This window comes from Acidovorax sp. FG42, assembly GCF_057809195.1.
Genome location: NZ_JBMDJM010000007.1, coordinates 52213 through 75586 on the forward strand (window position 1 = coordinate 52213; position 23374 = coordinate 75586).

Consider the following 23374-nt stretch of genomic DNA (forward strand, 5'->3'; position numbering starts at 1 on the left):
GGGCTCCAGGTCAACCGGAGCCAAAAAAGGGGCGCCTGGGCTTCGAGGCCAGTGCGCCACGGTGGTACGGACGGCGAGTTCAACGACCGGGCCGGGGCAGTACACACTGCCCCGGCCCGGCCACTTCAGTCGCAGCAACGGTCAGCTGGCATCCTTGGACTTGCCGGTGTTGCCCTGGTTGCCGCCAGACGCAGTGCTGGATGCGCTCTGGGAGCCCGCGCCTTTCTGGTTCTGCTGGCCGGGCTGCTGCTGACCCGAACTGCCGCTGGTGCGGCTGGAGCGCCACTGGCTGAAGTCATCCGAGAACTTCTGGTAGCGCTCCTTGCGCCAGCTGTCGTAGTCGTCATCCAGCATGCGCAGTTGCTCGTCGCGCCACTGCTGGTAGTCGGGATCGCGATGGCCGCGGTTCTGCTGGGCAGGCGATGCATTGCGGGTAAAACCGTAGGCGTTGCCATAGCCACCCTGGCCGCGTTCATCATCGCGATAGGGCGAGGCAAAGCGCCCGTCGTCATCGCGATAGCCTTGGCTGTCATACGGGGCGCTCCAGGCCTGGTATTGACGGCCTTGGCCGTTGGAGTAGCCCGAACGGTCTTGAGACCCATACGAGCCAAAGCCTTCGCGCCCCGAGCGTGGGTAGCCCTGCGATTCGCCACGGCTGCGGTTCAGGCCGTATTGGCCATAACGTTCCTGGCCGTAGCGTTCTTGCTCATAGCGGTCGCTGCGGTCATTGCGGTTCTCGAACTCCTGGCGGTAACCGCCAGGGCTGCTGCCGCGATGGTCGTCGCTGCCGTAGCCCTGGTGGTCACCGCGCTCGTTAAAGCGCATGTCGTCGGCATCGCGGCCCATGCCATGGCGGGAAAAGTTGCTGTCGTCGCTGTCTCTGTAGCCCATGGTGTTCTCCTTGCGGTCAATGGGAATATCAAAAGTTGAAAGTGAATAGGAATGGAAGGGTGCGGCTGGCCACATGCTGTTGTGGCCCGCCCGGTCTCAGGGCTGGCTCTTGTGCGAATCGCGGCTGCCTTGCTGCTTCTGGTCGCGGCCCTGCGCGTGTGTGTCGGCGTCGTTGCGGGCGCCTTGCTGGCGGTGGGTGTTGCCGCCCGTGCTCTGCTCGGCCTGCTGCTGCCCGGCGGGCGACTGGCGCTGAGACGAAGGGGTGTTGGGCTGGTTCTGCGGGTTGTTTTGAGACATGGTGGCTCCTGTCGAAGTGGTTGAACAAAGGTGGCACACAAAGCCTGCAAAGGCGTCTTGTGTGGGTTCATGTTCGAGGGGCACCGCAGCGCTTTTTGTAGGCCGTGTCCTATAGGCCTGTGGGCCAGGTGCGATGCGGTGTAAGCAGGCGCACAGGAGGTTGCGGGATGCAAGGAGGTATTTGCCGGGCTGCAGTAACAGGCCTCGCGCGGTGGACGCTGTCAAGCTGAGCGGGCGCCATGGCAAGCGCCCACAGAACGGACAGCAGCGTCACATCCTGATGCACCGGATGCGCGTTGGAACGGCCAAGGCCACGGCGGCCAGGCGCCGTGGGCACCTGCTTGCCAACAGGGAGATAGAGGGAAAAGGGCTCGCTACGCGTCCAGCGTGGCGTCCAGCCAGCCGCGCAGGCTGTTGATGAACGCCCAGCCTTGCACGCGGGGAATGTCGGCCACGCGCAGCACGGCCTCCACCACGTGGCCGTCCTGCAGCGCCACGGCGCGGCCCACGCCGGGCAGCAGGCCGCAGGACAAGGGCGGCGTCACCCAGCGCCCATCGATGAGCGCGGCGATGTTGCCAAAGGTGCCTTCGGTGATCTCGCCCGCCTCGTTCCACAGCACGGTGTCGAACACGCCGGGTGTGGTGGGGGCAAACGCCGCGTAGTGCGCGCGGCGCGTGGTCTTGTAGCGCACAAACTCGCTGTGTGCGGCCGCAAAGGGGCGTGGCGCCAGTTGCAGGCGCACTGGCACTGCCGTGGTCTGCAGCGCAAAGGCCTCGGCGCGTGCGCTGCCGTCCGCCGCCAGCAGCAGGCGCACCCGCCAGTCGCCATCGCGGTGTTGCAGGGCGGCAATCTGCAGCTCCTGGCGCACCGCATGGGCGTTGAACACAAAGCCAAAATGCGCGGCCGCCTCGCCCATTCGGCGCACATGCTGGTCAGCGTGCACGAACTTGCCGTGGTGCAAGCCCAGGGTTTCGAGCACCTCGAACGGAGCGCTGGCCCGCTCGACAAAGGCGCGCTTGTGGTGCCACTCGGCCCATTCGGCGCCCGCCTCGGCACCGGAGGTGATGCCGCTGCCAATGCCGCAGGTGGCTTTGGCAACGCTGGGGGAGGCCTCCGCACCGGCACCCGTACCCACGCCACGCAGCACCACGGTGCGGATGGGCACGTTGAAGGTGGCCGCCACCGGGTGCAGGCCGTCCGGCCCCGCAGAGCCGCCCGGCCGCACCACGCCCACCGCGCCGCAATAGACGCCGCGTGGCGCGGGCTCCAGCGCGCGGATCATCTGCATGGCGCGCACCTTGGGCGCCCCCGTGACGGAGCCACAAGGGAACAGCGCCGCAAACACATCCGTCAGCGTGGTGCCGGGCCGCGTGCGCGCCGTCACGTCCGAAGTCATCTGCCACACCGTGGGCAAGGCCTGCGTGGCAAACAGCGCAGGCACCTGCACACTGTGCGGCAGCGCAATGCGCGACATGTCGTTGCGCAGCAGGTCCACGATCATCACGTTCTCGGCACGCTCCTTGGGTGCCGTGCGCAGGTGCTCGGCCTGCTGCGCGTCTTGCTTAGGGGTGGCGCCGCGCGGGGCCGTGCCCTTCATGGGGCGGGCCAGCAGGGTGCCGCCTTCCGGCGCGTCCTGCCAGTCAAAAAACAGCTCGGGCGACACCGACAGCACCTGCTCGTCACCCGCCTGCAGGTAAGCGGCGTAGCCCCCGGGCTGGGCGCGCAGCAACGCAGCAAACAGCGCCTGCGGCGAACCCTGCAGCGTGCCGCGAAAGGGCGCGGTGTAGTTGACCTGGTACAGCTCACCCGCTGCGATGGCCTGCTGGATTTGCGCCAGCGCGGCGTCAAACGCCTCGCGTTCGGGGCTGTCGCTCCACACCACCTGCGCAGGGGCGGCGGCCGCCGCATCGTCGGCCGCGTCGTCGGCCCCGGGCTGGGGCGCGTCGTACACCGCAAACCAGGCCAGCGGGCCATCGGCCGCATGGGTCTGCAATGCGGCATCAAAGGCCGACGCGGCCTCGTAACGCACATGGCCCACGCACCAACGACCCTGCTGGGCGGCGGCGAACACGGCGTCGAGCACACTGCGTACCTCGTGCAGTGCGTGGGCCACCAGCACCTCGCGCGGTGCCTCGAACCGGTGGCGCAGGCGCGTGGCGCCCGCAGTCAGCGGCTGGGTGAAGTCAATGTGGCAACTATGGGTCAAAGCAGGCGGAGGCGCTAGTGGATCATGCGCCTTTAGCTATCAAAAAATGAGCATACATCAACACGTCGTGCGCACTCAGACAGCCCCCAGGTGGGGCAACAGTGCGCCGGTGGGCTGACCGTTCTTGAGCGCTGCCGTGAAGGCCAGCATGCGGTCAATCGGCTGGCGCGCACGCGGGATCAGTGCAGGGTCCACGTGCACAGCGTTCGCACCGGTCTCCAGCACCCGGGCCACATCGGCCAGGCCGTTCATCGCCATCCAGGGGCAGTGCGCGCAGCTCTTGCAGGTGGCGCTGTTGCCCGCCGTGGGCGCTTCGTAGAAGGTCTTGCCGGGGTTGAGCGTGCGCAGCTTGTGCATCATGCCGTTGTCGGTGGCCACGATGAACTCGGTGGCGTCCATCTCGCGCGCGGCCTTGAGGATGGCACTGGTGGAGCCCACGGCGTCGGCCAGGGCCACCACGTCGGCGGGGCTCTCGGGGTGGACCAGCACCTTGGCATGCGGGTGCTGCTGCTTGAGCAGCTCCAGCTCCAGCGCCTTGAACTCGTCGTGCACGATGCAGGCACCGTTCCAGAACACCATGTCTGCACCCGTCTCACGCTGGATGTAGGCGCCCAGGTGGCGGTCGGGCGCCCACAGGATCTTCTGGCCTGCGGCCTTGAGGGCGCTCACGATGTCGAGCGCACAGCTCGATGTCACCAGCCAGTCAGCGCGCGCCTTCACGGCTGCGCTGGTATTGGCGTAGACGACCACGGTGCGGTCGGGGTGCTGGTCGCAAAACGCGCTGAATTCGTCGATGGGGCAGCCCAGGTCCAGCGAGCAGGTGGCGTCCAGGTCGGGCATGAGCACGGTCTTTTCCGGGCTCAGGATCTTGGCCGTTTCGCCCATGAAGCGCACGCCACTCACCACCAAGGTCCGCGCGGCATGGTCACGGCCAAAGCGGGCCATTTCCAGCGAATCGCTCACCAGGCCGCCAGTTTCCTCGGCCAGGTCCTGCAGGTCCGGGTGCACGTAGTAGTGCGACACCATCACCGCATTTTTTTCCTTGAGCAGACGGCGGATCTTGTCTTTGAGCGCGGCGCGTTCTGCCTGCGACGGCTCGGGCGGCACGCGCGCCCAGGCGTGTTTGGTGGAACAGACGGCGCCCGATGTCGCCTCGTCGGGCTGCTCGTATTCGACGTCGATGCGGTTCAGGGTTGCGGTGCTCATGCCAGCTCCTGCAGGCGCATCGAAAAGTCGGTGGCCTTCACGTCTTTGGTCAGCGTGCCGATGGAGATGCGGTCCACGCCGGTCTCGGCCAGTTCGCGCAGGCCTTCGAGCGTGACACCGCCCGAGATTTCCAGAATCGCGCGGCCCGCATTGATGCGCACCGCCTCGCGCAGCATGGGCAGCGGCATGTTGTCCAGCAACACCATCTTGGCACCCGCATTCAGCGCCTCGGTCAGCTGCTCCAGGGTTTCGACTTCGATCTCGATGAAGGTCGCCTGCGCGGCCACGGCCTGTGCGGCGCGCAGCACCGCCGTCACGCCACCGGCGGCTGCAATGTGGTTCTCTTTGATCAACACCGCATCGTGCAGGCCAATGCGGTGGTTGGTGCCGCCACCCACGCGCACGGCGTACTTTTGCGCTAGGCGCAGGCCGGGAAGGGTCTTGCGCGTGTCCACGATCTGCGCGCGCGTGCCCGCCACCACATCCACATAGGTGCGGGTTTTGGTGGCGACGGCCGAGAGCAGCTGCAGAAAGTTGAGTGCGGTGCGCTCGGCGCTCAGCAGTGCGCGGGCCTGGCCTTCCAGCTCCAGCACCACCTGGTCGGGGGCGCAGCGCTGGCCTTCGGCCACATGCCAGGTGATCTGCACCGTGGGGCCGAGGGCGCGCAGCGCGGCTTCGGCCCAAGGGGCGCCGCAGATCACGGCTTCTTCACGCGCCAGGATGCGCGCGCGAGCACGGCGGGCGGGGTCGATCAGGCCGGCGGTGAGGTCACCAGTGCCCACGTCTTCGGCCAGGGCGCGGGCCACATCGGCCTGGGCCAGGGCATTTACATCGTTGTCTCTCATAGTGCTTTTCGCGGGGGGTGTCGCAGCTGTCATGGGCCGCGAGCATACCGGGAACGCAAAGGCCACTGTGCCAGCGCAGGCCCACCCTGCCCGCGCAGGAAACCAATAAGTACACCCAGTATTGGTCGCATAGACTCGCGGCAATTTTTTGGCCCCACCGCGCTCCATGACCGCCACCAGCCCTGTTTCTGCCACGCCCTACGGCACGCTGCCGCCTGCATCGCCCCTGCCCCAGCGCCGCCCTGTGAGCCTGCCGCGCCTGGCGCAGATGCGCGCAGCGGGCGAGAAGATCACCATGCTGACCGCCTACGACGCCACCTTTGCGGCCGTGGCCGATGCGGCGGGGGTGGAATGCATTTTGGTGGGTGACTCGCTGGGCATGGTGTGCCAGGGCCTGCCCAGCACGGTGGGAGTGACGCTGGACACCATGGCCTACCACACGGCCAGCGTGGCGCGCGGCCTGCATCGCGTGCAGGGCACCGCCTGGCTGGTGGCCGACCTGCCCTATGGCACCTACGCCGAAAGCCGCGAGCAGGCACTGCGCAGTGCCTGTGTGCTGATGCAGGCGGGGGCGCACATGGTCAAGCTCGAAGGTGGTGGCTGGACCGCGCCCACAGTGGAATTTCTGGTGCAGCGCGGCGTGCCGGTGTGTGCCCACCTGGGCCTCACGCCACAGACGGTGCACGCGCTGGGCGGCTACCGCGTGCAGGGCAAGACCGACGACGCCGCCCGCACCCTACGCAAAGAAGCGCATGAACTGCAGGACGCAGGCGCCGCCATGCTGGTGCTGGAGATGGTGCCCGCCGTGCTGGCCGCCGACCTGACAGCCGAGCTGCCGCACTGCCACACCATTGGCATCGGCGCGGGCAACGGCACGGCCGGGCAGGTGCTGGTGTTGCACGACATGCTGGGCATGAACCTCGGGAAGATGCCGAAGTTCGTCCACAACTTCATGCAGGACGCGGGCAGCGTGCGCGGCGCCATGGAGGCGTATGTGCAGGCCGTGAAACAAGGGCGTTTCCCGGACAACGCTGTACACGCCTGGTAAGCCCTTTTCCTTCCTTTCTCTGACCCCTCCGAACCCATGCTGATCGCCCGCTCCATTGCCGACCTGCGCCAGGCCCTGGCCCCCTACCGCCGCCCCGCCTTTGTGCCCACCATGGGCAACCTGCACGATGGGCACATTGCCTTGGTGCGCCAGGCCCAACCCCTGGGCGATGTGACCGTGGCCAGCATCTTTGTGAACCGCCTGCAGTTCTTGCCGCACGAGGACTTTGACAGCTACCCCCGCACCTGGGAGGCCGACTGTGCACAGCTGCAGGCCGCTGGTTGCGATGTGCTGTTTGCCCCGCGCGAGACGGACCTGTATCCCGAGCCCCAGACCTTCAAGGTGCACCCCGACCCGCAGCTCGCCGACATGCTGGAGGGGAACTTTCGCCCCGGCTTTTTTGTGGGCGTGAGCACGGTGGTGATGAAGCTGTTTGCCTGCGTGCTGGGCGCCACGGGCGGCACGGCCGTGTTTGGCAAGAAGGACTACCAGCAGCTCATGGTGATCCGCCACATGGTGCGGCAGTTTGCGCTGCCCATCGAGATCGTGGCGGGCGAGACCTGCCGGGCGGCCGATGGTCTGGCGCTGAGTTCGCGCAATGGCTACCTGGGCCTGGAAGAGCGGCAAGAGGCCGTGGCCCTGTCGCAAGCTTTGCAGCGGCTCGCGCAGCAGTGGCTGGGCACCGCCCCGAGCGACCGCAACCTGCTGGAGACATTGGCCCTGGACGCCCTGCGCGCACGCGGCTGGGCGCCTGACTACCTCACCGTGCGCCGCCGCGCCGACCTGTTGCCCGCCACAGCCAGCGATGCGGCGGGCACGCTGGTGGCACTGGGCGCCGCGCGGCTGGGCAGCACACGGCTGATTGACAACCTGGAGTTTTGATTAGCTACTAATTTCATAGCTATCAGCGCTTACCCATCGCGCGGCAGGGGCCAAAAAGGCCTCAGAACCCGGATCAAATCCACCCGTTGCGGCCCAGCCACTGCACCAGCAGGCGGGTCACCACCTCGGGCTGCTCCATGGTCAGCATGTGGCCGCTGTCGGGCAGCAGGTGGTGTTCGGCGCCGGGCACCAGCGCCGCAATCTCTGCAGAACATTCGGGCGGTGTGAGCTGGTCGGCCGCGCCACACACCACCAGCACGGGGCTGGCCACCTGCGGCAGATGCACCCGCGCATCGGGCCGATGGATCACGGCGCGGTTTTGGCGCACCAGGTGGTCGGGGCCCGCGTCCAGCACAAAGTCCAGGTAGGCCTGCACTAGGTCCGTGTTGGCGGCATTCACGGGGTGGAAGGCCAGGGCCACGTTGGGCTCGATGACCTCGCGCATGCGGCCCTGTTCAAACAGCTCGATGGCGCCCTCGCGCAGGGCGCGCATGTCGGGCGTCTCGGGCCGCGCGGTGGTGCCCAGCAGCGCCAGCCCTGCGACACGCTGCGGCGCCTGGCGCGCGGCCTCCATGGCGATCATGCCGCCCATCGACGCGCCCGCCAGCACCAGCGGCCCCGCGTGTTGTGCCAGCAGGCGTGCGGCAAAGTCTTCGATGCGGTGCAGGTTCACATCCTGGTGGGCGGTGGCGACCTCGGGGCGCAGCGCGGCGGGCAGCAGCGGCAGAACGCCGCGCCACATGCGTTCATCAGCGGCCAGGCCCGGCAGGAGCAGTAGTTGGGGGGAATGGGACATGGGTGAATCAGGGCATCACCAAGTTGGTGCGCGATAAGCCAAAGAGAGACAGCCCCAGCAGCGGGGCACGGACCGCACATTGTGAACAGCCGATGACCGCTTGTCACCGCCCCCGGAATAGTTGCCCGCGATGGCTCGGGACTTGCTAGCATGGCCTGCATATGCCCATCCACGCCGCGCTCCACCACGTCACGCATTACCAATACGACCGGCTGGTCGGCCTCGGGCCACAGACCATCCGATTGCGGCCCGCGCCCCACTGCCGCAGCAACGTCATTTCGTATTCGCTCAAGGTCGAGCCTGCACAGCACTTCATCAACTGGCAGCAGGACCCGTTTGCCAACTACCAGGCGCGGCTGGTCTTCCCCGAGAAGACGCGCGAGTTCAAGGTCACGGTGGACCTGGTGGTGGAGATGGCGGTGTACAACCCCTTCGACTTCTTCCTGGAGCCCGAGGCCGAGAACATCCCGTTCAAGTACAGCAGCGATGTGCAGCAGGAGCTGGCGCCCTACCTGGCCACCGACCCAATGACACCGCTGGTGCAGGCCTATCTGGACAAGGTGGACCGCAGCAAGCAGCGCACCATCGATTTCCTGGTCAAGCTCAACCAGCAGGTCTCGCAAGACATCCGCTACCTGATCCGCCTGGAGCCCGGCGTGCAGACACCCGAGGAAACGCTGCAAAAAGCCAGCGGCTCGTGCCGCGACTCGGGCTGGCTGCTGGTGCAGCTGCTACGCCACCTGGGGCTGGCGGCGCGGTTTGTGTCGGGCTACCTGATCCAGCTGACCCCCGACGTGAAGGCGCTCGATGGCCCCAGCGGCACCGACCACGACTTCACCGACCTGCACGCCTGGTGCGAGGTCTACCTGCCCGGCGCAGGCTGGATCGGCCTGGATGCCACCAGCGGCCTGATGGCGGGCGAGGGCCATATCCCGCTCGCTTGCACACCCCAGCCCTCGGGCGCCGCGCCGATTGAAGGCGGCGTGGACAAGGCCGAGGTGGAGTTCAGCCATGATATGCGCGTGACGCGCATCTTTGAATCGCCCCGCGTGACCAAGCCCTACACCGAAGACCAGTGGCAGGCTGTGCTGGCGCTGGGCGAGCAGGTGGACGCCGACCTGGTGGCGGGCGACGTGCGGCTGACGATGGGCGGCGAGCCCACCTTTGTGGCCGTAGACGACCGCGACGCGCCCGAGTGGAACACCGACGCGCTGGGCCCCACCAAACGCGGCCTTGCCACCGAACTCACGCACAAGCTGCGTGCCGAATATGGACAGGGCGGCTTTCTGCATTTTGGCCAGGGCAAGTGGTACCCGGGCGAGCAGCTGCCGCGCTGGGCGCTGTCGATCTGCTGGCGCGCCGACGGCCAGCCCGCGTGGCAGAACCCCGCGCTGTTCGCCGACGAGCGCAACCCCTCGCACTACACCAGCGCCGACGCCGAGCGTTTTGTGCGCCACCTCACGCGCAAGCTGGGCGTGACGGACCGCTACATCCAGCCCGGTTACGAAGACACCTTCTACTACCTGTGGCGCGAGCGGCGCCTGCCGGTCAACGTGGACCCGTTTGACGCGCGCCTGGACGATGAGCTGGAGCGCGCACGCCTGCGCCGCGTGTTCGAGCAAAGACTCGACAGCGTGGTGGGCTATGTGCTGCCGCTGCAGGCGGGTGTGGGCGCGGGCACGCTGGCGGGCAGCGTGTGGAGCACCGGGCCCTGGTTCTTCCGCGACGACCGCATGCTGCTCATCCCCGGCGATTCGCCCATGGGTTACCGCCTGCCGCTGGACGCCCTGCCCTGGGTGAAGGCCTCAGACACCGAGCACCTGATCCCGCAAGACCCGACCGCACCCCAAGGCCCGCTGCCCGCTGCAATCGCGCTGCGGGCGCGGTATTCCATTCCAGCGGGCCCGGTCACCGGCGACCGCGACCTGGCCTACCTTGCGGGTGCCACCGCGCCGGGCGAGGCACGCCGCATGACGCAAGGCACCGCAGGTGGCGACCACGCACGCCAGGCCGGACAACCTGACCCGCATGCGGGTACGCAGCCGCCGGGCAAATTCCAGTCGGCCGCAGGCCTGTCGCGCACCGCCTTGTGTGTGGAGGTGCGCGACCCGCGCCGCGCCAGCGGCCCCAAGGCCGAGAAGGTGGGCGAGAAGTACGGCGTTTTGTACGTGTTCATGCCGCCGCTGGCGCGCCTGGACGACTACCTGGACCTGCTGGCCGCCATCGAGGCCACGGCCGAAGAACTGGGCATGAAGATCGTGCTGGAAGGCTACCCGCCGCCGCGCGACGCGCGCCTGAAGGTGCTGGCGGTGACGCCCGACCCGGGTGTGATCGAGGTGAACATCCACCCCGCCAGCCACTGGAAGGAACTGGTGCAGCACACCGAGTTTCTGTACCAGGCCGCGTGGGAGACGCGCCTGTCGGCCGAGAAGTTCATGACCGATGGTCGCCACACGGGCACCGGGGGCGGCAACCACTTTGTGATGGGCGGTGCTACCCCGGGGGACTCGCCGTTCTTGCGCAAGCCCGAGCTGCTGGCCAGCCTGCTGCTGTACTGGCACAACCACCCGAGCCTGAGCTACCTATTCAGCGGCCTGTTCATCGGCCCCACCAGCCAGTCGCCGCGTGTGGACGAGGCCCGCAACGACCAGCTCTACGAACTGGAAATCGCCCTGCGCGAGATCGAGGCCAACCGCGCGATCTATGGCCAGGACATGCCGCCCTGGCTGGTGGACCGCACGCTGCGCAACATCCTGGTGGACGTGACCGGCAACACACACCGCAGCGAATTCAGCATCGACAAGATGTTCTCGCCCGACAGCAGCACCGGCCGCCTGGGCCTCTTGGAGCTGCGCGCCTTTGAGATGCCGCCCCATGCCCACATGAGCGTGGTGCAGCAGTTGCTGCTGCGCGCCTTGATCGCCCGCTTCTGGAAGGCGCCCTACCGCGCCCCCGCCGCCCGCTGGGGCACTGAGTTGCACGACCGCTGGATGCTGCCCACCTTCATCCAGCAGGACATGCACGACGTGGTGGCCGAGATGAACGCCGCAGGCTACGCGTTCGACCCCGCCTGGTTTGCGCCGCAGTTCGAGTTCCGCTTCCCCATGGTCGGCACTGTCCAATCGATGGGCGTGGAGCTGACCCTGCGCAACGCGCTGGAGCCCTGGCATGTGATGGGCGAGGAAGGCTCTGCCGGTGGCACGGTGCGCTACGTGGACTCGTCGCTGGAGCGCATCGAGGTGCGCGTGACGGGCATGAACGAAAGCCGCCATGTGGTCACCGTCAACGGCCAACCGCTGCCGCTGCAGAGCACGGGCACGACCGGCGAATTTGTGGCAGGCGTGCGCTACAAGGCCTGGAACCCGCCTTCGGCCCTGCACCCGACCATTGGCGCGCATGCGCCGCTCACGTTCGACATCATAGACACCTGGATGAACCGCTCGCTGGGCGGCTGCCAGTACCACGTGGCGCACCCGGGCGGGCGCAACTACGACACCTTCCCGGTCAACGCCTACGAGGCCGAAAGCCGCCGCCTGGCGCGCTTCTCGCGCATGGGCCACACGCCGGGGCGGCTGGCTGTGCCGCCTGCGACGATTGAGCTGCCGGGCAGCCGGGAGTTTCCGTTCACGCTGGATCTGCGGCGCAAGATGCGGCCGTAGGAAAGCCCCCCTGAGTCGCTGCGCGCCTTCCCCCAAGGGGGACGACGCCAGTGGCCTGGCAAAGCCAGTTCCACGGCGTCCACGGGTCGGGGCCGCGCTGGCTTTGCAGGCTGTGGGTAACCCGCAGAGTGCCGGAGACCAAATGCCCGAAAATCGAGCGCAGTGAACCATCTTAACGACAGCCTTCCCCCTCCCGACCCTTCCGACAGCGCGGCCCAATGGGCGGCTGCGCTGGCGCCTGCTGCGGCGGCCGGGCATTTTGACGAGTTGCGGGGTGCCCGTGTGCCGGACGACTCCAGCACGGCCACCGCAGCATCAGCTCCTAAATCAATAGCAACCAACCCAAATATCACTAGCGCCTGGGCCCAATTCTTTGATCAATTAGGTCCAGAAGGTTTTCAGGATCTGGACCGGCGCATGCAGAGCCTGCAGCGGCAGGTGCGCGACAACGGCATCACCTACAACGTCTATGCCGACGCCGACGGCCCGCAGCGGCCCTGGTCGGTGGACCTGTTCCCGCTGATCCTCTCGCAGGGCGACTGGGCGCACATCGAGCGCGGCGTGTTGCAGCGCGCGCGCCTGCTCAACCGCGTGATGGCTGACGTGTATGGCCCGCAGGAGCTGCTGCGCAGCGGCCTGCTGCCAAGCGCCCTGGTGCAGGGGCACCCGGGCTACCTGCGCGCCATGCATGGCGTGCAGCCCGTGGGCGGCACCCATTTGCACATCGCAGCGTTCGACATGGCGCGCGATGCGCAGGGCGACTGGTGGGTGGTCACACAACGCACGCAAGCGCCCTCGGGCCTGGGGTATTTGCTGGAGAACCGGCTGCTCATCTCGCGCCTGTTCCCCGAGGCGTTCAGCCAGATGCATGTGCAGCGCCTGGCCGCCACCTACCGCGCGTTGCTCGACGGGCTGCGGCAGATGAGCCCTGCGGGGGCGGATGCGCGCATCGTGCTGCTCACGCCCGGCCCGTACAACGAAACCTACTTTGAGCACGCCTACCTGGCGCGCTATCTGGGCCTCACGCTGGTGGAGGGCAACGACCTCACGGTGCGCGATGCACGCCTGTACCTCAAGACACTGCACGGCCTGCAGCCGGTGCATGGCATATTGAAGCGCCTGGACGACGAGTTTCTGGACCCGCTGGAGCTGCGCAGCGACTCGCGCCTGGGCGTGCCCGGCTTGCTACAGGCCATCCGCGCGGGCAACGTGCTGGTGGCCAATGCGCCGGGCTCGGCGTTTCTCGAATCATCGGCGCTGCTGGGCTTCATGCCCGCGCTGTCACGCCACCTGCTGGGCGAAGAGCTGGCCCTGCCGTCGCTGCCCACCTGGTGGTGTGGCGAGCGCTCGGCCATGCAGGCGGTGCTGCCGCAGCTCGCGCACAGCGTGATCCGCCCCACCTGGCCCATGGCGCAGCGCGTGCCCGTGCTGGGCGGCGCGCTGTCGGCGCAAGACCTGATGCAGTGGTCTGCGCGCATCGAAGCGCAGGGCGATGAATACACCGTGCAGGCCCACCTGCCGCTGTCGCAAATGCCCACTTGGCGCACGAAGGACACGGAGGATGCCGCGCCGAATAGCAGCCCCATCGCCCCCCGCTCGGTGATGCTGCGCGTGTTTGCAGTGTGTGATGGCCCGGGCTCCTGGCGCGTGTTGCCGGGCGGGCTGGCCCGCCTGGCCCAAGGCGACAGCGGCATCACGTCCATGCAGCGCGGCGGCAGCAGCGCCGATGTGTGGGTGCAAACCGATGACCCCGTGGACACCACCACGCTGCTGGCCCACAACCAGGCCGCGCCCGCCGTGGTGCAGCGCAGCCGCCAGGTGACCAGCCGCGCGGCCGAAAACCTGTTCTGGCTGGGCCGCTACACCGAGCGCACCGAGAACGTCACGCGCCTGGCGCGCATCACGCTGCAATGCCTGAACGGCGAGGACCAGACCTCGCAGCCGCTGCTGGCTTGGCTGAGCGCCATGGGCGTGAGCCAGGGGCTGGTGCTGCCCACGGTGCCGGCGGCAGGGCAAGCACGGCGCGTGTTCGAGCGCTCGCTGATCGCCGGGCTGACGCAACCCGCGCAGGTGACCAGCGTGGGCTTCAACCTGCGCGGCATTCTGGGCGCCGCATCGGCCGTGCGCGACCGCCTGTCGCAAGAGCACTGGAACCTCATCGTGCGGGCCGAAGCGGAATTTTTTGCGCCCCGCACCGGGGCCGAAGACGACGGCGACTATTCGCCACTGGATGCGCTGCGCCAGCTGGAAGTGCTGAGCGGCCACACCGCCGCCATGACCGGCCAGCAGACCGACCGCATGACCCGCGACGACGGCTGGCGCCTGCTGTCCATCGGCCGCCATCTGGAGCGCCTGGGCTTTCTGGCCTCGGCACTGGAAAGCGGCCTGCAGACCGGCGCCGTGCACGATGAGGGCGGCTTCGAGGCCATGGTGGCGCTGTTTGACAGCACCATCACCTTCCACGCGCAGTACCAGCAGCGGCGCGACATGCCCGCCCTGCTGGACCTGCTGGTGATCGACCGCGACAACCCCCGCTCGCTGGCCTGGGTCGCGCAGACGCTGCGCGGGCGCATTGCCAAGATCGAAGCGGCCGCGGGCACGCCCGGCGAATCCGCCGCCACGGGCATCCCTGAGGCGGCCGACCTGTCGCTGGTGGCGCTGTGCGCACAGGATGCCGAGGGGCGCCATGCCGCGCTGGAAGAGTATCTGGGCCGGTGTGTGCGGGGTGTGATGGGCTTGTCGGATGTGCTGGCCACGCGCTACTTCACCCACTCCATCGATGCGTTGCGGCACAGCGTAGGAGCTTGACCATGAAGCTGCGCGTCATCCACGAAACGGTGTACCACTACACCCCCACGGTGCAGAACGCCCAGCACATGGCCCATCTGCGCCCGCGCACCGGCATGGTGCAGCGAGTGCTAACCCACAGCCTGCAGGTGGACCCCGCCCCAACCCAGTGCAACATGGTGCAGGACGTGTTTGGCAACACCCGCACGTTCTTCAGCCTGCCCTTCACCCACGAGCAACTGCGGGTACGCGCCGAAAGCCTGCTGGAGACCCGACCCGTGCCCGCCGCACCGCCCGGCGAGCCATGGGAGGCCGTGCGCGAGCGCCTGAGCTACCGGCGCGGCCAGCCCTACCACGCGGCCACCGAGTTCAGCTTTGCCTCGCCCTATATCCCCCGGCACGCCGACTTTGCGGCCTATGCCGCCAAGAGCTTTGCGCCAGGCCGCCCGCTGATGCAGGCCGCCAGCCACCTGATGTCGCGCATCCATGCCGACTTTGCCTACACCGCCAACGCCACCGATGCGGGTACGCCCGCGCTCGAATCGCTGCGGCTGCGCCGGGGCGTGTGCCAGGACTTTGCCCACGTGATGATTGGCTGCCTGCGCAGCCTGGGCCTGGCAGCCCGCTATGTGAGCGGCTACCTGCTGACCGAGCCCCCGCCCGGACAGCCCCGGCTGGTGGGCGCCGATGCCTCGCACGCCTGGGTGTCGGTGTGGTCGCCTTCAGCGGATGGTGGAGACAGCGCGCAGGACGAGAACGCCTGGTTTGACCTGGACCCCACCAACGACCGGCCGGCGGGCGAGGACTATGTGACGCTAGCCATCGGCCGCGATTTTTCGGATGTGTCGCCGCTGCGCGGTGTGATCCACGGCGGCGACCACCATGTGCTGCAGGTGGGGGTGACGGTGGAGCCGGTGCCCGAAGCCGCGGCCACTAGTGCTGCGGCCGCTGCACTGACTGCGTCAGACGCACCCCTCACACCGCCGCAGGCACCAGGAAGTCCCGGCTGATCCGCGCCCCCAGGTCGTTCACCCGCTCCAGGAACTGGGTGAGGTAGGCGTGCAGGCCATGGGTCAGGATTTCATCGATGCGCGCGAACCTGAGGTGCGCCAGCAGCCGCCCCGCGTGCCGCTGGGTCTCGGCCGACTGGCCGCTGGCCAGCATGTCGAGGTTGCCCAGCACCTCCTTCATGCAGGCGTGCAGCGAGCGGGGCATGTCGGCCCGCAGGATCAGCAGCTCGGCCACACGCTCGGGGGTGATCACATCGCGGTACACCTTGCGGTAGGTCTCGAAGCCCGACACGCTGAGCAAGATGGCGCTCCAGTGATAGAAGTCATAGTCTTGGTCCTGCGCCGCGGCCGCGCCCCTGAAGTCGCTTTGCACCGCGTGGAACTTCACGTCCAGCAGCCGCGCTGTGTTGTCGGCCCGCTCCAGAAACGTGCCCAGCCGCATGAAGTGCAGCGCCTCGTCCTGCAGCAGGGTGCCCACCGTCACCCCGCGCGACAGGTGCGAGCGGAACTTCACCCATTCGAAGAACCGTGCAGGGTCCTGCTCCAACGCACCGCTCGCAATCAGGCGGTTCACTTCAAGCCAGGTCTGGTTCTGGATCTCCCAGGCCTCGGTGTTGAGCGCCCCGCGCACCGCCCGCGCGTTCTCGCGCGCGGCCTGCAGGCAGGCCACGATGGACGAAGGGTTGCTCGGGTCCTTGACCATGAAGTCGAGCACCTTGACGGGCGTCACCTCGCCATGCTGGGCGGTGTAGGCGGGTAGCAGCTCGCTGATGGACAGCAAGCCCTGCCAGCCGAGGGTGGCGACCTCGGTCGATTGGGGCAGCAACGCGCTCTGGTAATTGACGTCCAGCATCCGGGCGGTGTTCTCTGCCCTTTCGGTGTAACGGGCCATCCAGAACAAATGATCGGCGGTGCGGCTTAGCATGTGATCTCCTTCTTGGACGAGGGCAGAGAACCCCGAGCGTGTTGCACACGCTTGCCGTATTTTTTCGAAAGCCCCGCTGCGCAGGGCTTTTCTGCCCGCTCGGTGTAACGGGCCATCCAGAACAAATGATCGGCGGTGCGGCTTAGCATGGTCATTCCCTCCCTTGGCGTTGTGTTTGCATGGGCAGCGGCGAGGCCTGCGCTGCCGCAGGCTGGTCGCCCAGCACCCAGGTGTCTTTGGTGCCCCCGCCCTGTGATGAATTGACCACCAGCGACCCCTCCTTAAGGGCCACGCGCGTCAGGCCGCCCGCCACCATCTGCACCTTCTGGCCGCTGAGCACAAAGGGCCGCAGGTCGATGTGGCGGGGAGCAATGCCGCTGTCCACATAGGTAGGGCAGCTGGAGAGGCTCAGCGTGGGCTGGGCGATGTAGCCGTCGGGCTTGGCGATGACTGCTGCGCGGAAAGCGTCGATCTCGGCCCGGGTGGCTGCGGGGCCAATCAGCATGCCGTAGCCGCCCGCGCCGTGCACCTCCTTCACCACCAGTTCGTGCAGATGGTCCAGCACGTACCGCAGGTCGTCCGACTTGCGGCACATCCAGGTGGGGACGTTCTGCAGGATGGGCTCCTCTCCCAGGTAGAAGCGGATCATGTCCGGCACGTAGGGGTAGATGGACTTGTCGTCGGCCACGCCCGTGCCTACGGCGTTGCAGATGGCGACATTGCCCGCCCGGTAGGCGGACATGAGCCCCGCACAACCCAGGGTGGAGGTGGGGCGGAAGACATCGGGATCGAGGAAGTCGTCATCCACCCGGCGGTAGATCACGTCCACCCTCTGCAGCCCGCATGTGGTGCGCATGTACACAAACTGGTCCTTGACCACGAGGTCCTGCCCCTCGACCAGCTCCACGCCCATCTGCTGCGCGAGGAAGGCGTGCTCGAAGTAAGCGCTGTTGTACATGCCCGGCGTCAGCACCACCACGGTCGGGTTGGCCGCGCCGGCCGGGGCGCTGGCGCGCAGGGTGTCCAGCAACAGGTCCGGGTAGTGCGCCACCGGTGACACCTGGTGCTGTGCGAACAGTTCGGGGAACAGCCGCATCATCATCTTGCGGTCTTCGAGCATGTAGCTCACGCCGCTGGGCACGCGCAGGTTGTCTTCCAGCACGTAGTACACGCCCTCGCCCGACGCATCCGGCGCACGCACGATGTCGATTCCGCTGATGTGGGAGTAGATGTCGAGCGGCACATGAACGCCGACCATCTCGGGCCGGAACTGGGCGTTGCGCAGGATTTGCTCGGCGGGCACGATGCCGGCGCGCAGGATGTCCTGGCCGTGGTAGACGTCGTGAATGAAGCGGTTGAGCGCCGTGACCCGCTGCACCAGGCCGCGCTGCATGTGCGCCCATTCCTGCTGCGGGATGATGCGGGGGATCAGGTCAAAGGGGATAAGCCGCTCGGTGCCCGCGCCGTCCTCGTCCTTGGCGCCATACACGGCAAAGGTAATGCCCACGCGCCGGAAGATGACCTCGGCCTCGGCGCGGCGCGCCTGCATGGACTCGGCGCTCTGGCGCGCCAGCCATTGCGCAAACCGCGCATAGTGGGGCCGAACATCGCTGCCCGCCCAGCCTGCCGCACCGTCCAGGCCGGCCAGGGGCAGCCGGGTAACCATCTCGTCGAACTTCTGCATGAGAGCCAATCTCCTGCAAGCCCTCAAGCAAGTTCCAGGCCGTTTTCAAGCCCAGCGGACGGCATGGCCGCCAAATTTCAGCCAAACCACCTGCTAGCGCCGGTCCTTATTGACTGTTTTGCTATTCTTTTTGATGCCTTGATTGGCAGCAGGTGGAGCTAGCGGAACGGGGGCCGAAGCGGCCACAGGGGCCGGCCGCAAGGCGGCTTCGCGCACCATGTCGTGCACAAAGCGCAGTTTGGCCAGCACCGCGCTCGCCAGCGCAAACGGGTAGGCATCGGGCTGCCCCAGGCTGCGTGTGAGGCTGTTGAGCAGCAGCGTCAGCGGCACCAGGTGCTGCACCATGGACTGAAAGTCGGGCGCCGGACTGGCAAATGGGTCGATGGCGCTGCTGCGCTGCGGGCCGTAAATCCCGGGCACGGTGACCTCGGTGGCATAGCTGGCCGAGGTTTCCAGCAGGTCGATCATGTGCAGGTAGTGCGCCCAGGTTTCGGCCCAGTCTTCCCAGGGGTGGGCAGCGGCGTAGGCGCTCACATGGTGGTCGGCCCAGTCGTTGCCCTCATTGCCCTTGGCATAGTGGGCCTCCAGGGCCGCTGCATAGTCCTGGCGCTCGTCACCAAACATCTGGCGAAAGTCATCCAGCCGCCCGCCATCGCGCACCAGCTGGTCCCAGTAGAAGTGGCCGGACTCGTGGCGCAGGTGGCCAATCAGCGTGCGGTAGGGCTCACCCAGCGCGATGCGGCGGCGCGCGCGCTCATCGTCATCAGCCTCGGCCACGTTGAGGGTGATGGTGCCGTTGTTGTGACCCGTCAGCACGGGCGGGCCGCCCGGCACTTCGGCCAAAAATTCAAACACCGGGCTCGTGCCGCCGGGCGCGGGCTCCAGCCCCAGGCGGGCCAGGCTGTAGAACAGCCGCCGCTTGGCGGCTTCGATCTGCATCCAGCGACCCATGTTCGCAGGCTCGGACAGGTCGGGCATCACGCGGGTCTGGCGGCACGACACACACAGCTCTGTGAAATCGTGGACAGGTATCGCAAAGTTGCAGGCTTGGTGTTCCGTGTGGTTGCGGCACATGCGGTACAGGCGCCCGCTGGAATGAGCGCCGCCCTGCCTGCCCCGGCGGCGCCACAGTTCGGCACCGTCCTGCGGTGCAGGGGTCAGCGCGGCGATGGTCAGCACATCGGGCAAAAACGCCAGCGTACTGCCGCAATGCAGGCACTGCACGCTGTCAAAAAACACCAGATGACCGCAGTGGTCGCAATTGAATACCCGCATGGTGTGGAGCTTATACCCCGTGGGTCGGGGCAATGAGAGTGAACGAAGCGCAGGCTCTCCCGACACAGCGCCGGAGGAGCCCACAAAAAAACAGGCTCCGGGATATGCCCGGAGCCTGCTTCAGGGGGTAACGCCATCGGGCGTGAGCGTTAGGCACATGCGCGTGGCGCAAGCCCCATCCGGTCAAGGACGCACAACGATGCTGTTGCGCACTTCGCGCACGTGCTTGGTATTGCGCGCAATGTTTTCAGCCTGGTTCTTTTCGGTCTGCGACTTGGCAAAGCCCGACAGCTGCACCGTGCCGTTCAGCGTTTCCACGCTGATGGAGGTGGCTGACACGTTCTTGTCTTCGGCCATCTTGGCCTTCACGGCAGCGGTGATGCCAGCGTCATCCACATATGAACCCACAGTCTGCTGTTCGCGAGCCACCGAGCAGCCTGTGGCCGTAACGATGGTGATGCCAGCAACTGCGGCGAAAGCGAGGGCACGTGCGTATTTCATGGTGTTTTCCTTGTTCAAGAATGGTTGGGAACGCGGGTGCTGGGACATATTCAATCCACCGGTCTGTTGCACCCTCCGCGACCGGCGGACTGTGGGAAAAGGGCTAAAAAATCAGAGCTGGCAGGGCACCGGCGGACGAACGCCGGCATCACCCACTTTCAACGCTCAGTATGCATCGCGGCGGCGCGACATCCACATCGCCACGGTGGCCAGCAGGGCACCCGATGCGGCGGCGATCAACAGCGACTTGCCGGGCTGCTCAGCCACGTACTTGCTGGTGGCTTCTGCGGCCTGCTGCATCTGGCGGCGTGCACGCGCGCTGGTCTCGGCGCAGTAGTCAATGCTGCGGGCAGCCAGGTCCTGGGCACGGGCGGCCAGGTCGTCAATGGCGGGGTCGGCCTGGCGGCGCAGGGCACGCACACGTTCTTCGGCCTTGTCGAGCGACTGGTCTGCGGCAGCACGCGTGGTCTGCACAGCCTCTTGGGCGCTTTGCAGCACGTCATCGGTGAGGTTGCGAACGCCAGTCGTCACTTTGTCGGTTGCTGTCTGAAGGCTCATCAAAAAACTCCTTGGGATATGCAAAAGGGGAATGCGCGAGGGGCTGGGGCGAAGGCCGGGCCGTCAGGCCAGGCTTACCCCTTTTTGAGCAGACCCAGCACGAAGGTGACCACGGCCATGATCACGAACACAAAGAACAGAATCTTTGCGATGCCCACGGCGCCGGCAGCAATACCGCCAAAACCGAAGAGGGCTGCAATCAGCGCGATCACCAGAAAAACAACTGCGTAGTGCAACATTTCCATCTCCTTATGGGTGGCCGGCTTGCCGGCAGATCGGGTGGCGCCAAAACCTCAGCGCCTGGGGTCAACTGTAGGTATCGCCCGCAGCCCTGAATGCCGGTGTGCGGCGCGCCCCCGTGTCGGCGGCGCAGTGGGGGTGGTGTAGGACGGCACGCACGGGCAGATACCGACGGCTACGCCGCGCAGGGCGGTGCTACGGCCCAGGTGCAGCGCCCCGTGCCCGTGATGGCCGTACCCGGTTAGCCGTGCATCGCGGCGAGAGGGGAAGAAGGGGGATGGGAAAAGCCGTAGGCCTGGGCTTCAGGCGTCATGCGCAGCGGCGTCGCGGCGTGTATCTGAGGCAGTGCGCGGCAGTGGCAAAACGGCCGACAACAAAGTGCCATTGCCCGGCCGCGAGGTGAGCGTGAGGCGCCCGCCCGCCGCCTCAACCCGGTGGCGCATGCCGGCCAGGCCGTGCGAGGTGGGGCGCACGCTGCCGGGGTCAAAACCCACGCCATCGTCGCGCACCTGCACCGCCACATGCGTGGGGTAGCCGTGCACCGACACCAGCACCTTGCTGGCCTTGGCGTACTTGCCGATGTTGGTCAGTGCCTCCTGCACCATGCGGTACACCGTGAGCTGCGCTGCATCGGGCAATTGCACCGGCTCCAGGCTGGTCTCGACGTCGATGCCTGCGCGCTCGGCGTATTCGCGCGTCAGGATCTCCAGTGCGGCCGTGAGCCCCAGGTTCGACAGGGACGAAGGCCGCAGGTCTTCGATGATGCGGCGCTTGAGCGCAATGCCGCTGTTGAGCGTCTCCGTAAGGTGCTTGAGCCGCTCCGACACATCGGGGGCAGTGGCGTCGATCTTTGACTTGAGGCGCGCCACATCCAGCTTGGCGGCCGTCAGCAGCGCGCCGAGTTCGTCATGCAGCTCTCGCGCCAGATGGCCGCGCTCTTCTTCGCGTACCTGTTGCAAGTGGTTGGCCAGCTCAGACAACGTCGCGGTGCGATCGCGCACGAGGCCCTCCAGGCGGTCGCGCTCGCGCTCCAGCACCTCTTGCTCGCGCAGGTTCACCGTTTGCACGGCCTGCGTCTGGCGCAGGTACATGTAAAAGGCCAGCAGGCCGATGGCAGTGACTGTGGCAATGCCGATGCGCGACAGCATCAGCGACTGCTCGATCTGCTCGCGGCCTTGCTGCAGGCGCTTGTCGCTGCGGGCGATGAGCTCTTGCGCATGTTGGCGGATCGCCTCCATGTGTTCCTTGCCCACATCGGTGTTGAGGATGAACTTCCACGCGTCTTCGTTGCCCTGGCGGCGCAGGCGCAGGCTCAGTTCCATCTCGGCCAGCTTGCGCGATATCTGCCGCGACAACAGCGCAAACTCCTGCATGTCTTCCGGCGAGGCCATGAACTGCATGCGCAGGCTGTCGAGATTGGTCTGCACGGTGGCCACGGCCTTGTCGTAGGGCTCCAGGTAGGTTTCATTGCCCGTGAGCAGATAGCCGCGCTGGCCGGTTTCTGCGTCCAGCATGCTCTGCAACAGCTTGTTCACATCAGACCGTGTGGTGAGCCCCTGGGCCAATTGCTCCACCGCATCTTGCGAACGCATGTGCCCCGTTTCATTGATGCCCACCAGCACCATGGCCGCCAGCAGCGCCATGGGCAGGCTCAAGGCCATCTGTCGGACTTTTGGTAACCAACGCCGGGTGTTTTCTTGGAGATTCATACGCTTATTCTGGATAATGACTGACTACCGTTTTGACGCCCCTGCCGTGCCATGACACGATGGGGCATCTGGACTTCAACACACACCGGCAGTCTGTGGCTGCCGCCTCGAAAGAAGCATCAATGATCAAGATCGGCATTGTGGATGACCATGCGATTGTTCGTTCCGGGCTCAAGCAGTTCCTGTCCGAGCATGTGGACCTTCGGGTCGAGGGCGAAGCCGCCAACGGCCGTGAGGCCATCGACCTGGTGCGCAACAAGGAAATCGATGTACTGCTGATGGACCTGTCGATGCCCGGCCAAAGCGGGCTGGATGCCCTGGCCATGCTGCGCGCCAAGGCGCCTGACATGGGCATCCTGATCCTGAGCGGGTACCCCGAAGAACACTATGCGATCAACCTGATCCGCCAGGGCGCGAGCGGCTACCTGAACAAGGAGTGCGAGCCGTCGGAAATTGTGGAAGCCATCCGCACCATCGCGCTGGGCCGCCGTTACCTGACGCCTGCCGTTGCCGAGCTGCTTGCGCAGCAACTCAACCGCAAGGACGACGCGCCGCCGCATGAGCAGCTGTCGGAGCGCGAGTTTCAGGTGTTTCTCAAGCTGGCCAAGGGAGAGACGGCGGGTGACATTGCCAAGTCGCTGTCGCTGAGTGTGAAGACTGTCAGCACCTACCGCACACGCCTGATGGAAAAAATGAGCCTGTCGTCCAACAGCGACCTGACCTACTACGCGCTCAAGAATCGCCTGATCGACTGACATCGTCTCGCCTGCCTGCGCCCTGCTGCCTCGCAGGGCCCGGGCAAGGTCACCTGCCGCACTCCAAAAAAGAGAAGAAAAGCAAACACCGCGACCACC

General features: G+C 66.7%; 19 protein-coding genes and 1 pseudogene. 6 read left to right on the forward strand and 14 right to left on the reverse strand.

Translation table 11 applies throughout. The features are described from left to right. Window positions 1-141 precede the first annotated feature (141 nt). The 5 genes from ACODSM_RS09465 to nadC form a co-directional block, all read right to left on the reverse strand. On the reverse strand, window positions 142-891 hold the full coding sequence (locus tag ACODSM_RS09465; RefSeq protein WP_488805079.1) for a hypothetical protein: 750 nt from the start codon (window positions 889-891) through the stop codon (window positions 142-144). A gap of 96 nt (window positions 892-987) precedes the next feature. Continuing rightward, entirely contained in the window at window positions 988-1188 is a 201-nt protein-coding gene (locus ACODSM_RS09470) for a hypothetical protein (protein ID WP_056058943.1), read from the reverse strand. A 374-nt stretch (window positions 1189-1562) separates the two neighbouring features. Further along, complete coding sequence (locus ACODSM_RS09475) at window positions 1563-3395, reverse strand: chorismate-binding protein (protein ID WP_488805080.1); 1833 nt, start codon at window positions 3393-3395, stop codon at window positions 1563-1565. 75 nt (window positions 3396-3470) lie between these two features. Further along, entirely contained in the window at window positions 3471-4601 is a 1131-nt protein-coding gene (gene nadA, locus ACODSM_RS09480; RefSeq protein WP_488805081.1) for a quinolinate synthase NadA, read from the reverse strand. Then, complete coding sequence (gene nadC, locus ACODSM_RS09485) at window positions 4598-5446, reverse strand: carboxylating nicotinate-nucleotide diphosphorylase (protein WP_488805082.1); 849 nt, start codon at window positions 5444-5446, stop codon at window positions 4598-4600. The genes nadA and nadC overlap by 4 nt, the downstream gene beginning before the upstream one ends. A gap of 166 nt (window positions 5447-5612) precedes the next feature. Between nadC and panB the strand changes: the two genes are divergently transcribed. Further along, window positions 5613-6494, forward strand: coding sequence for a 3-methyl-2-oxobutanoate hydroxymethyltransferase (gene panB / locus ACODSM_RS09490; RefSeq protein WP_488805083.1), 882 nt, complete (start codon window positions 5613-5615; stop codon window positions 6492-6494). A gap of 36 nt (window positions 6495-6530) precedes the next feature. After that, window positions 6531-7376 carry a pantoate--beta-alanine ligase gene (gene panC, locus ACODSM_RS09495; RefSeq protein ID WP_488805084.1) on the forward strand — a complete coding sequence of 282 codons (846 nt, stop codon included), beginning with the start codon at window positions 6531-6533 and terminating at the stop codon, window positions 7374-7376. A gap of 73 nt (window positions 7377-7449) precedes the next feature. On the opposite strand, the gene ACODSM_RS09500 is transcribed toward panC, so the two are convergent. Beyond that, window positions 7450-8172, reverse strand: coding sequence for an alpha/beta fold hydrolase (locus ACODSM_RS09500; RefSeq protein WP_488805085.1), 723 nt, complete (start codon window positions 8170-8172; stop codon window positions 7450-7452). A gap of 161 nt (window positions 8173-8333) precedes the next feature. Between ACODSM_RS09500 and ACODSM_RS09505 the strand changes: the two genes are divergently transcribed. The 3 genes from ACODSM_RS09505 (at window position 8334) to ACODSM_RS09515 (ending at window position 15628) form a co-directional block, all read left to right on the forward strand. Continuing rightward, window positions 8334-11831, forward strand: coding sequence for a transglutaminase family protein (locus tag ACODSM_RS09505; protein ID WP_488805086.1), 3498 nt, complete (start codon window positions 8334-8336; stop codon window positions 11829-11831). A gap of 162 nt (window positions 11832-11993) precedes the next feature. Next, on the forward strand, window positions 11994-14639 hold the full coding sequence (locus ACODSM_RS09510; protein ID WP_488805087.1) for a circularly permuted type 2 ATP-grasp protein: 2646 nt from the start codon (window positions 11994-11996) through the stop codon (window positions 14637-14639). A gap of 2 nt (window positions 14640-14641) precedes the next feature. Beyond that, the gene (locus ACODSM_RS09515) at window positions 14642-15628 is read left to right on the forward strand and encodes a transglutaminase family protein (protein ID WP_488805088.1); all 987 of its coding nucleotides are present in this window, start codon (window positions 14642-14644) and stop codon (window positions 15626-15628) included. Here the strand turns inward: ACODSM_RS09515 and ACODSM_RS09520 are convergent. The 8 genes and pseudogenes from ACODSM_RS09520 to ACODSM_RS09555 form a co-directional block, all read right to left on the reverse strand. After that, complete coding sequence (locus ACODSM_RS09520; protein ID WP_488805089.1) at window positions 15594-16553, reverse strand: alpha-E domain-containing protein; 960 nt, start codon at window positions 16551-16553, stop codon at window positions 15594-15596. The two genes, ACODSM_RS09515 and ACODSM_RS09520, sit on opposite strands and share 35 nt — an antisense overlap. Window positions 16554-16642: 89 nt before the next feature. Next, window positions 16643-16702, reverse strand: a pseudogene (locus ACODSM_RS09525) (alpha-E domain-containing protein); the annotation flags it as partial. Window positions 16703-16704: 2 nt separating this feature from the next. After that, a complete protein-coding gene (locus ACODSM_RS09530) occupies window positions 16705-18237 on the reverse strand; it encodes a circularly permuted type 2 ATP-grasp protein (RefSeq protein ID WP_488805090.1) in 1533 nt (510 codons plus the stop codon). A 93-nt stretch (window positions 18238-18330) separates the two neighbouring features. Then, window positions 18331-19512: a zinc-binding metallopeptidase family protein gene (locus tag ACODSM_RS09535; RefSeq protein ID WP_488805091.1), complete on the reverse strand. Its 1182-nt coding sequence runs from the start codon at window positions 19510-19512 to the stop codon at window positions 18331-18333. Window positions 19513-19695: 183 nt separating this feature from the next. Further along, a complete protein-coding gene (locus ACODSM_RS09540; RefSeq protein ID WP_015015472.1) occupies window positions 19696-20013 on the reverse strand; it encodes a BON domain-containing protein in 318 nt (105 codons plus the stop codon). A 165-nt stretch (window positions 20014-20178) separates the two neighbouring features. Next, window positions 20179-20571, reverse strand: a complete 393-nt coding sequence (locus ACODSM_RS09545; RefSeq protein ID WP_110960112.1) for a hypothetical protein — start codon at window positions 20569-20571, stop codon at window positions 20179-20181. 74 nt (window positions 20572-20645) lie between these two features. Then, the gene (locus ACODSM_RS09550) at window positions 20646-20810 is read right to left on the reverse strand and encodes a DUF1328 domain-containing protein (RefSeq protein WP_010463174.1); all 165 of its coding nucleotides are present in this window, start codon (window positions 20808-20810) and stop codon (window positions 20646-20648) included. Window positions 20811-21113: 303 nt separating this feature from the next. After that, complete coding sequence (locus ACODSM_RS09555) at window positions 21114-22520, reverse strand: sensor histidine kinase (protein WP_110960114.1); 1407 nt, start codon at window positions 22518-22520, stop codon at window positions 21114-21116. Window positions 22521-22642: 122 nt separating this feature from the next. Here ACODSM_RS09555 and ACODSM_RS09560 point away from each other — a divergent pair, with 122 nt between their 5' ends. Beyond that, the gene (locus tag ACODSM_RS09560; protein ID WP_015015475.1) at window positions 22643-23275 is read left to right on the forward strand and encodes a response regulator; all 633 of its coding nucleotides are present in this window, start codon (window positions 22643-22645) and stop codon (window positions 23273-23275) included. Window positions 23276-23374: the final 99 nt, after the last annotated feature.

Bases quoted from the DNA above. Each gene is read 5' to 3' on its own strand.
- ACODSM_RS09535 (WP_488805091.1), bottom strand. From the start codon at position 19,512: ATGCGGGTATTCAATTGCGACCACTGCGGTCATCTGGTGTTTTTTGAC.
- nadC (WP_488805082.1), bottom strand. From the start codon at position 5,446: ATGAGAGACAACGATGTAAATGCCCTGGCCCAGGCCGATGTGGCCCGC.
- ACODSM_RS09545 (WP_110960112.1), bottom strand. From the start codon at position 20,571: ATGAGCCTTCAGACAGCAACCGACAAAGTGACGACTGGCGTTCGCAAC.
- ACODSM_RS09530 (WP_488805090.1), bottom strand. From the start codon at position 18,237: ATGCAGAAGTTCGACGAGATGGTTACCCGGCTGCCCCTGGCCGGCCTG.
- nadA (WP_488805081.1), bottom strand. From the start codon at position 4,601: ATGAGCACCGCAACCCTGAACCGCATCGACGTCGAATACGAGCAGCCC.
- ACODSM_RS09555 (WP_110960114.1), bottom strand. From the start codon at position 22,520: ATGAATCTCCAAGAAAACACCCGGCGTTGGTTACCAAAAGTCCGACAG.
- ACODSM_RS09515 (WP_488805088.1), top strand. From the start codon at position 14,642: ATGAAGCTGCGCGTCATCCACGAAACGGTGTACCACTACACCCCCACG.
- ACODSM_RS09540 (WP_015015472.1), bottom strand. From the start codon at position 20,013: ATGAAATACGCACGTGCCCTCGCTTTCGCCGCAGTTGCTGGCATCACC.
- ACODSM_RS09470 (WP_056058943.1), bottom strand. From the start codon at position 1,188: ATGTCTCAAAACAACCCGCAGAACCAGCCCAACACCCCTTCGTCTCAG.
- panB (WP_488805083.1), top strand. From the start codon at position 5,613: ATGACCGCCACCAGCCCTGTTTCTGCCACGCCCTACGGCACGCTGCCG.
- ACODSM_RS09550 (WP_010463174.1), bottom strand. From the start codon at position 20,810: ATGTTGCACTACGCAGTTGTTTTTCTGGTGATCGCGCTGATTGCAGCC.
- panC (WP_488805084.1), top strand. From the start codon at position 6,531: ATGCTGATCGCCCGCTCCATTGCCGACCTGCGCCAGGCCCTGGCCCCC.
- ACODSM_RS09560 (WP_015015475.1), top strand. From the start codon at position 22,643: ATGATCAAGATCGGCATTGTGGATGACCATGCGATTGTTCGTTCCGGG.
- ACODSM_RS09465 (WP_488805079.1), bottom strand. From the start codon at position 891: ATGGGCTACAGAGACAGCGACGACAGCAACTTTTCCCGCCATGGCATG.
- ACODSM_RS09520 (WP_488805089.1), bottom strand. From the start codon at position 16,553: ATGCTAAGCCGCACCGCCGATCATTTGTTCTGGATGGCCCGTTACACC.
- ACODSM_RS09505 (WP_488805086.1), top strand. From the start codon at position 8,334: ATGCCCATCCACGCCGCGCTCCACCACGTCACGCATTACCAATACGAC.
- ACODSM_RS09500 (WP_488805085.1), bottom strand. From the start codon at position 8,172: ATGTCCCATTCCCCCCAACTACTGCTCCTGCCGGGCCTGGCCGCTGAT.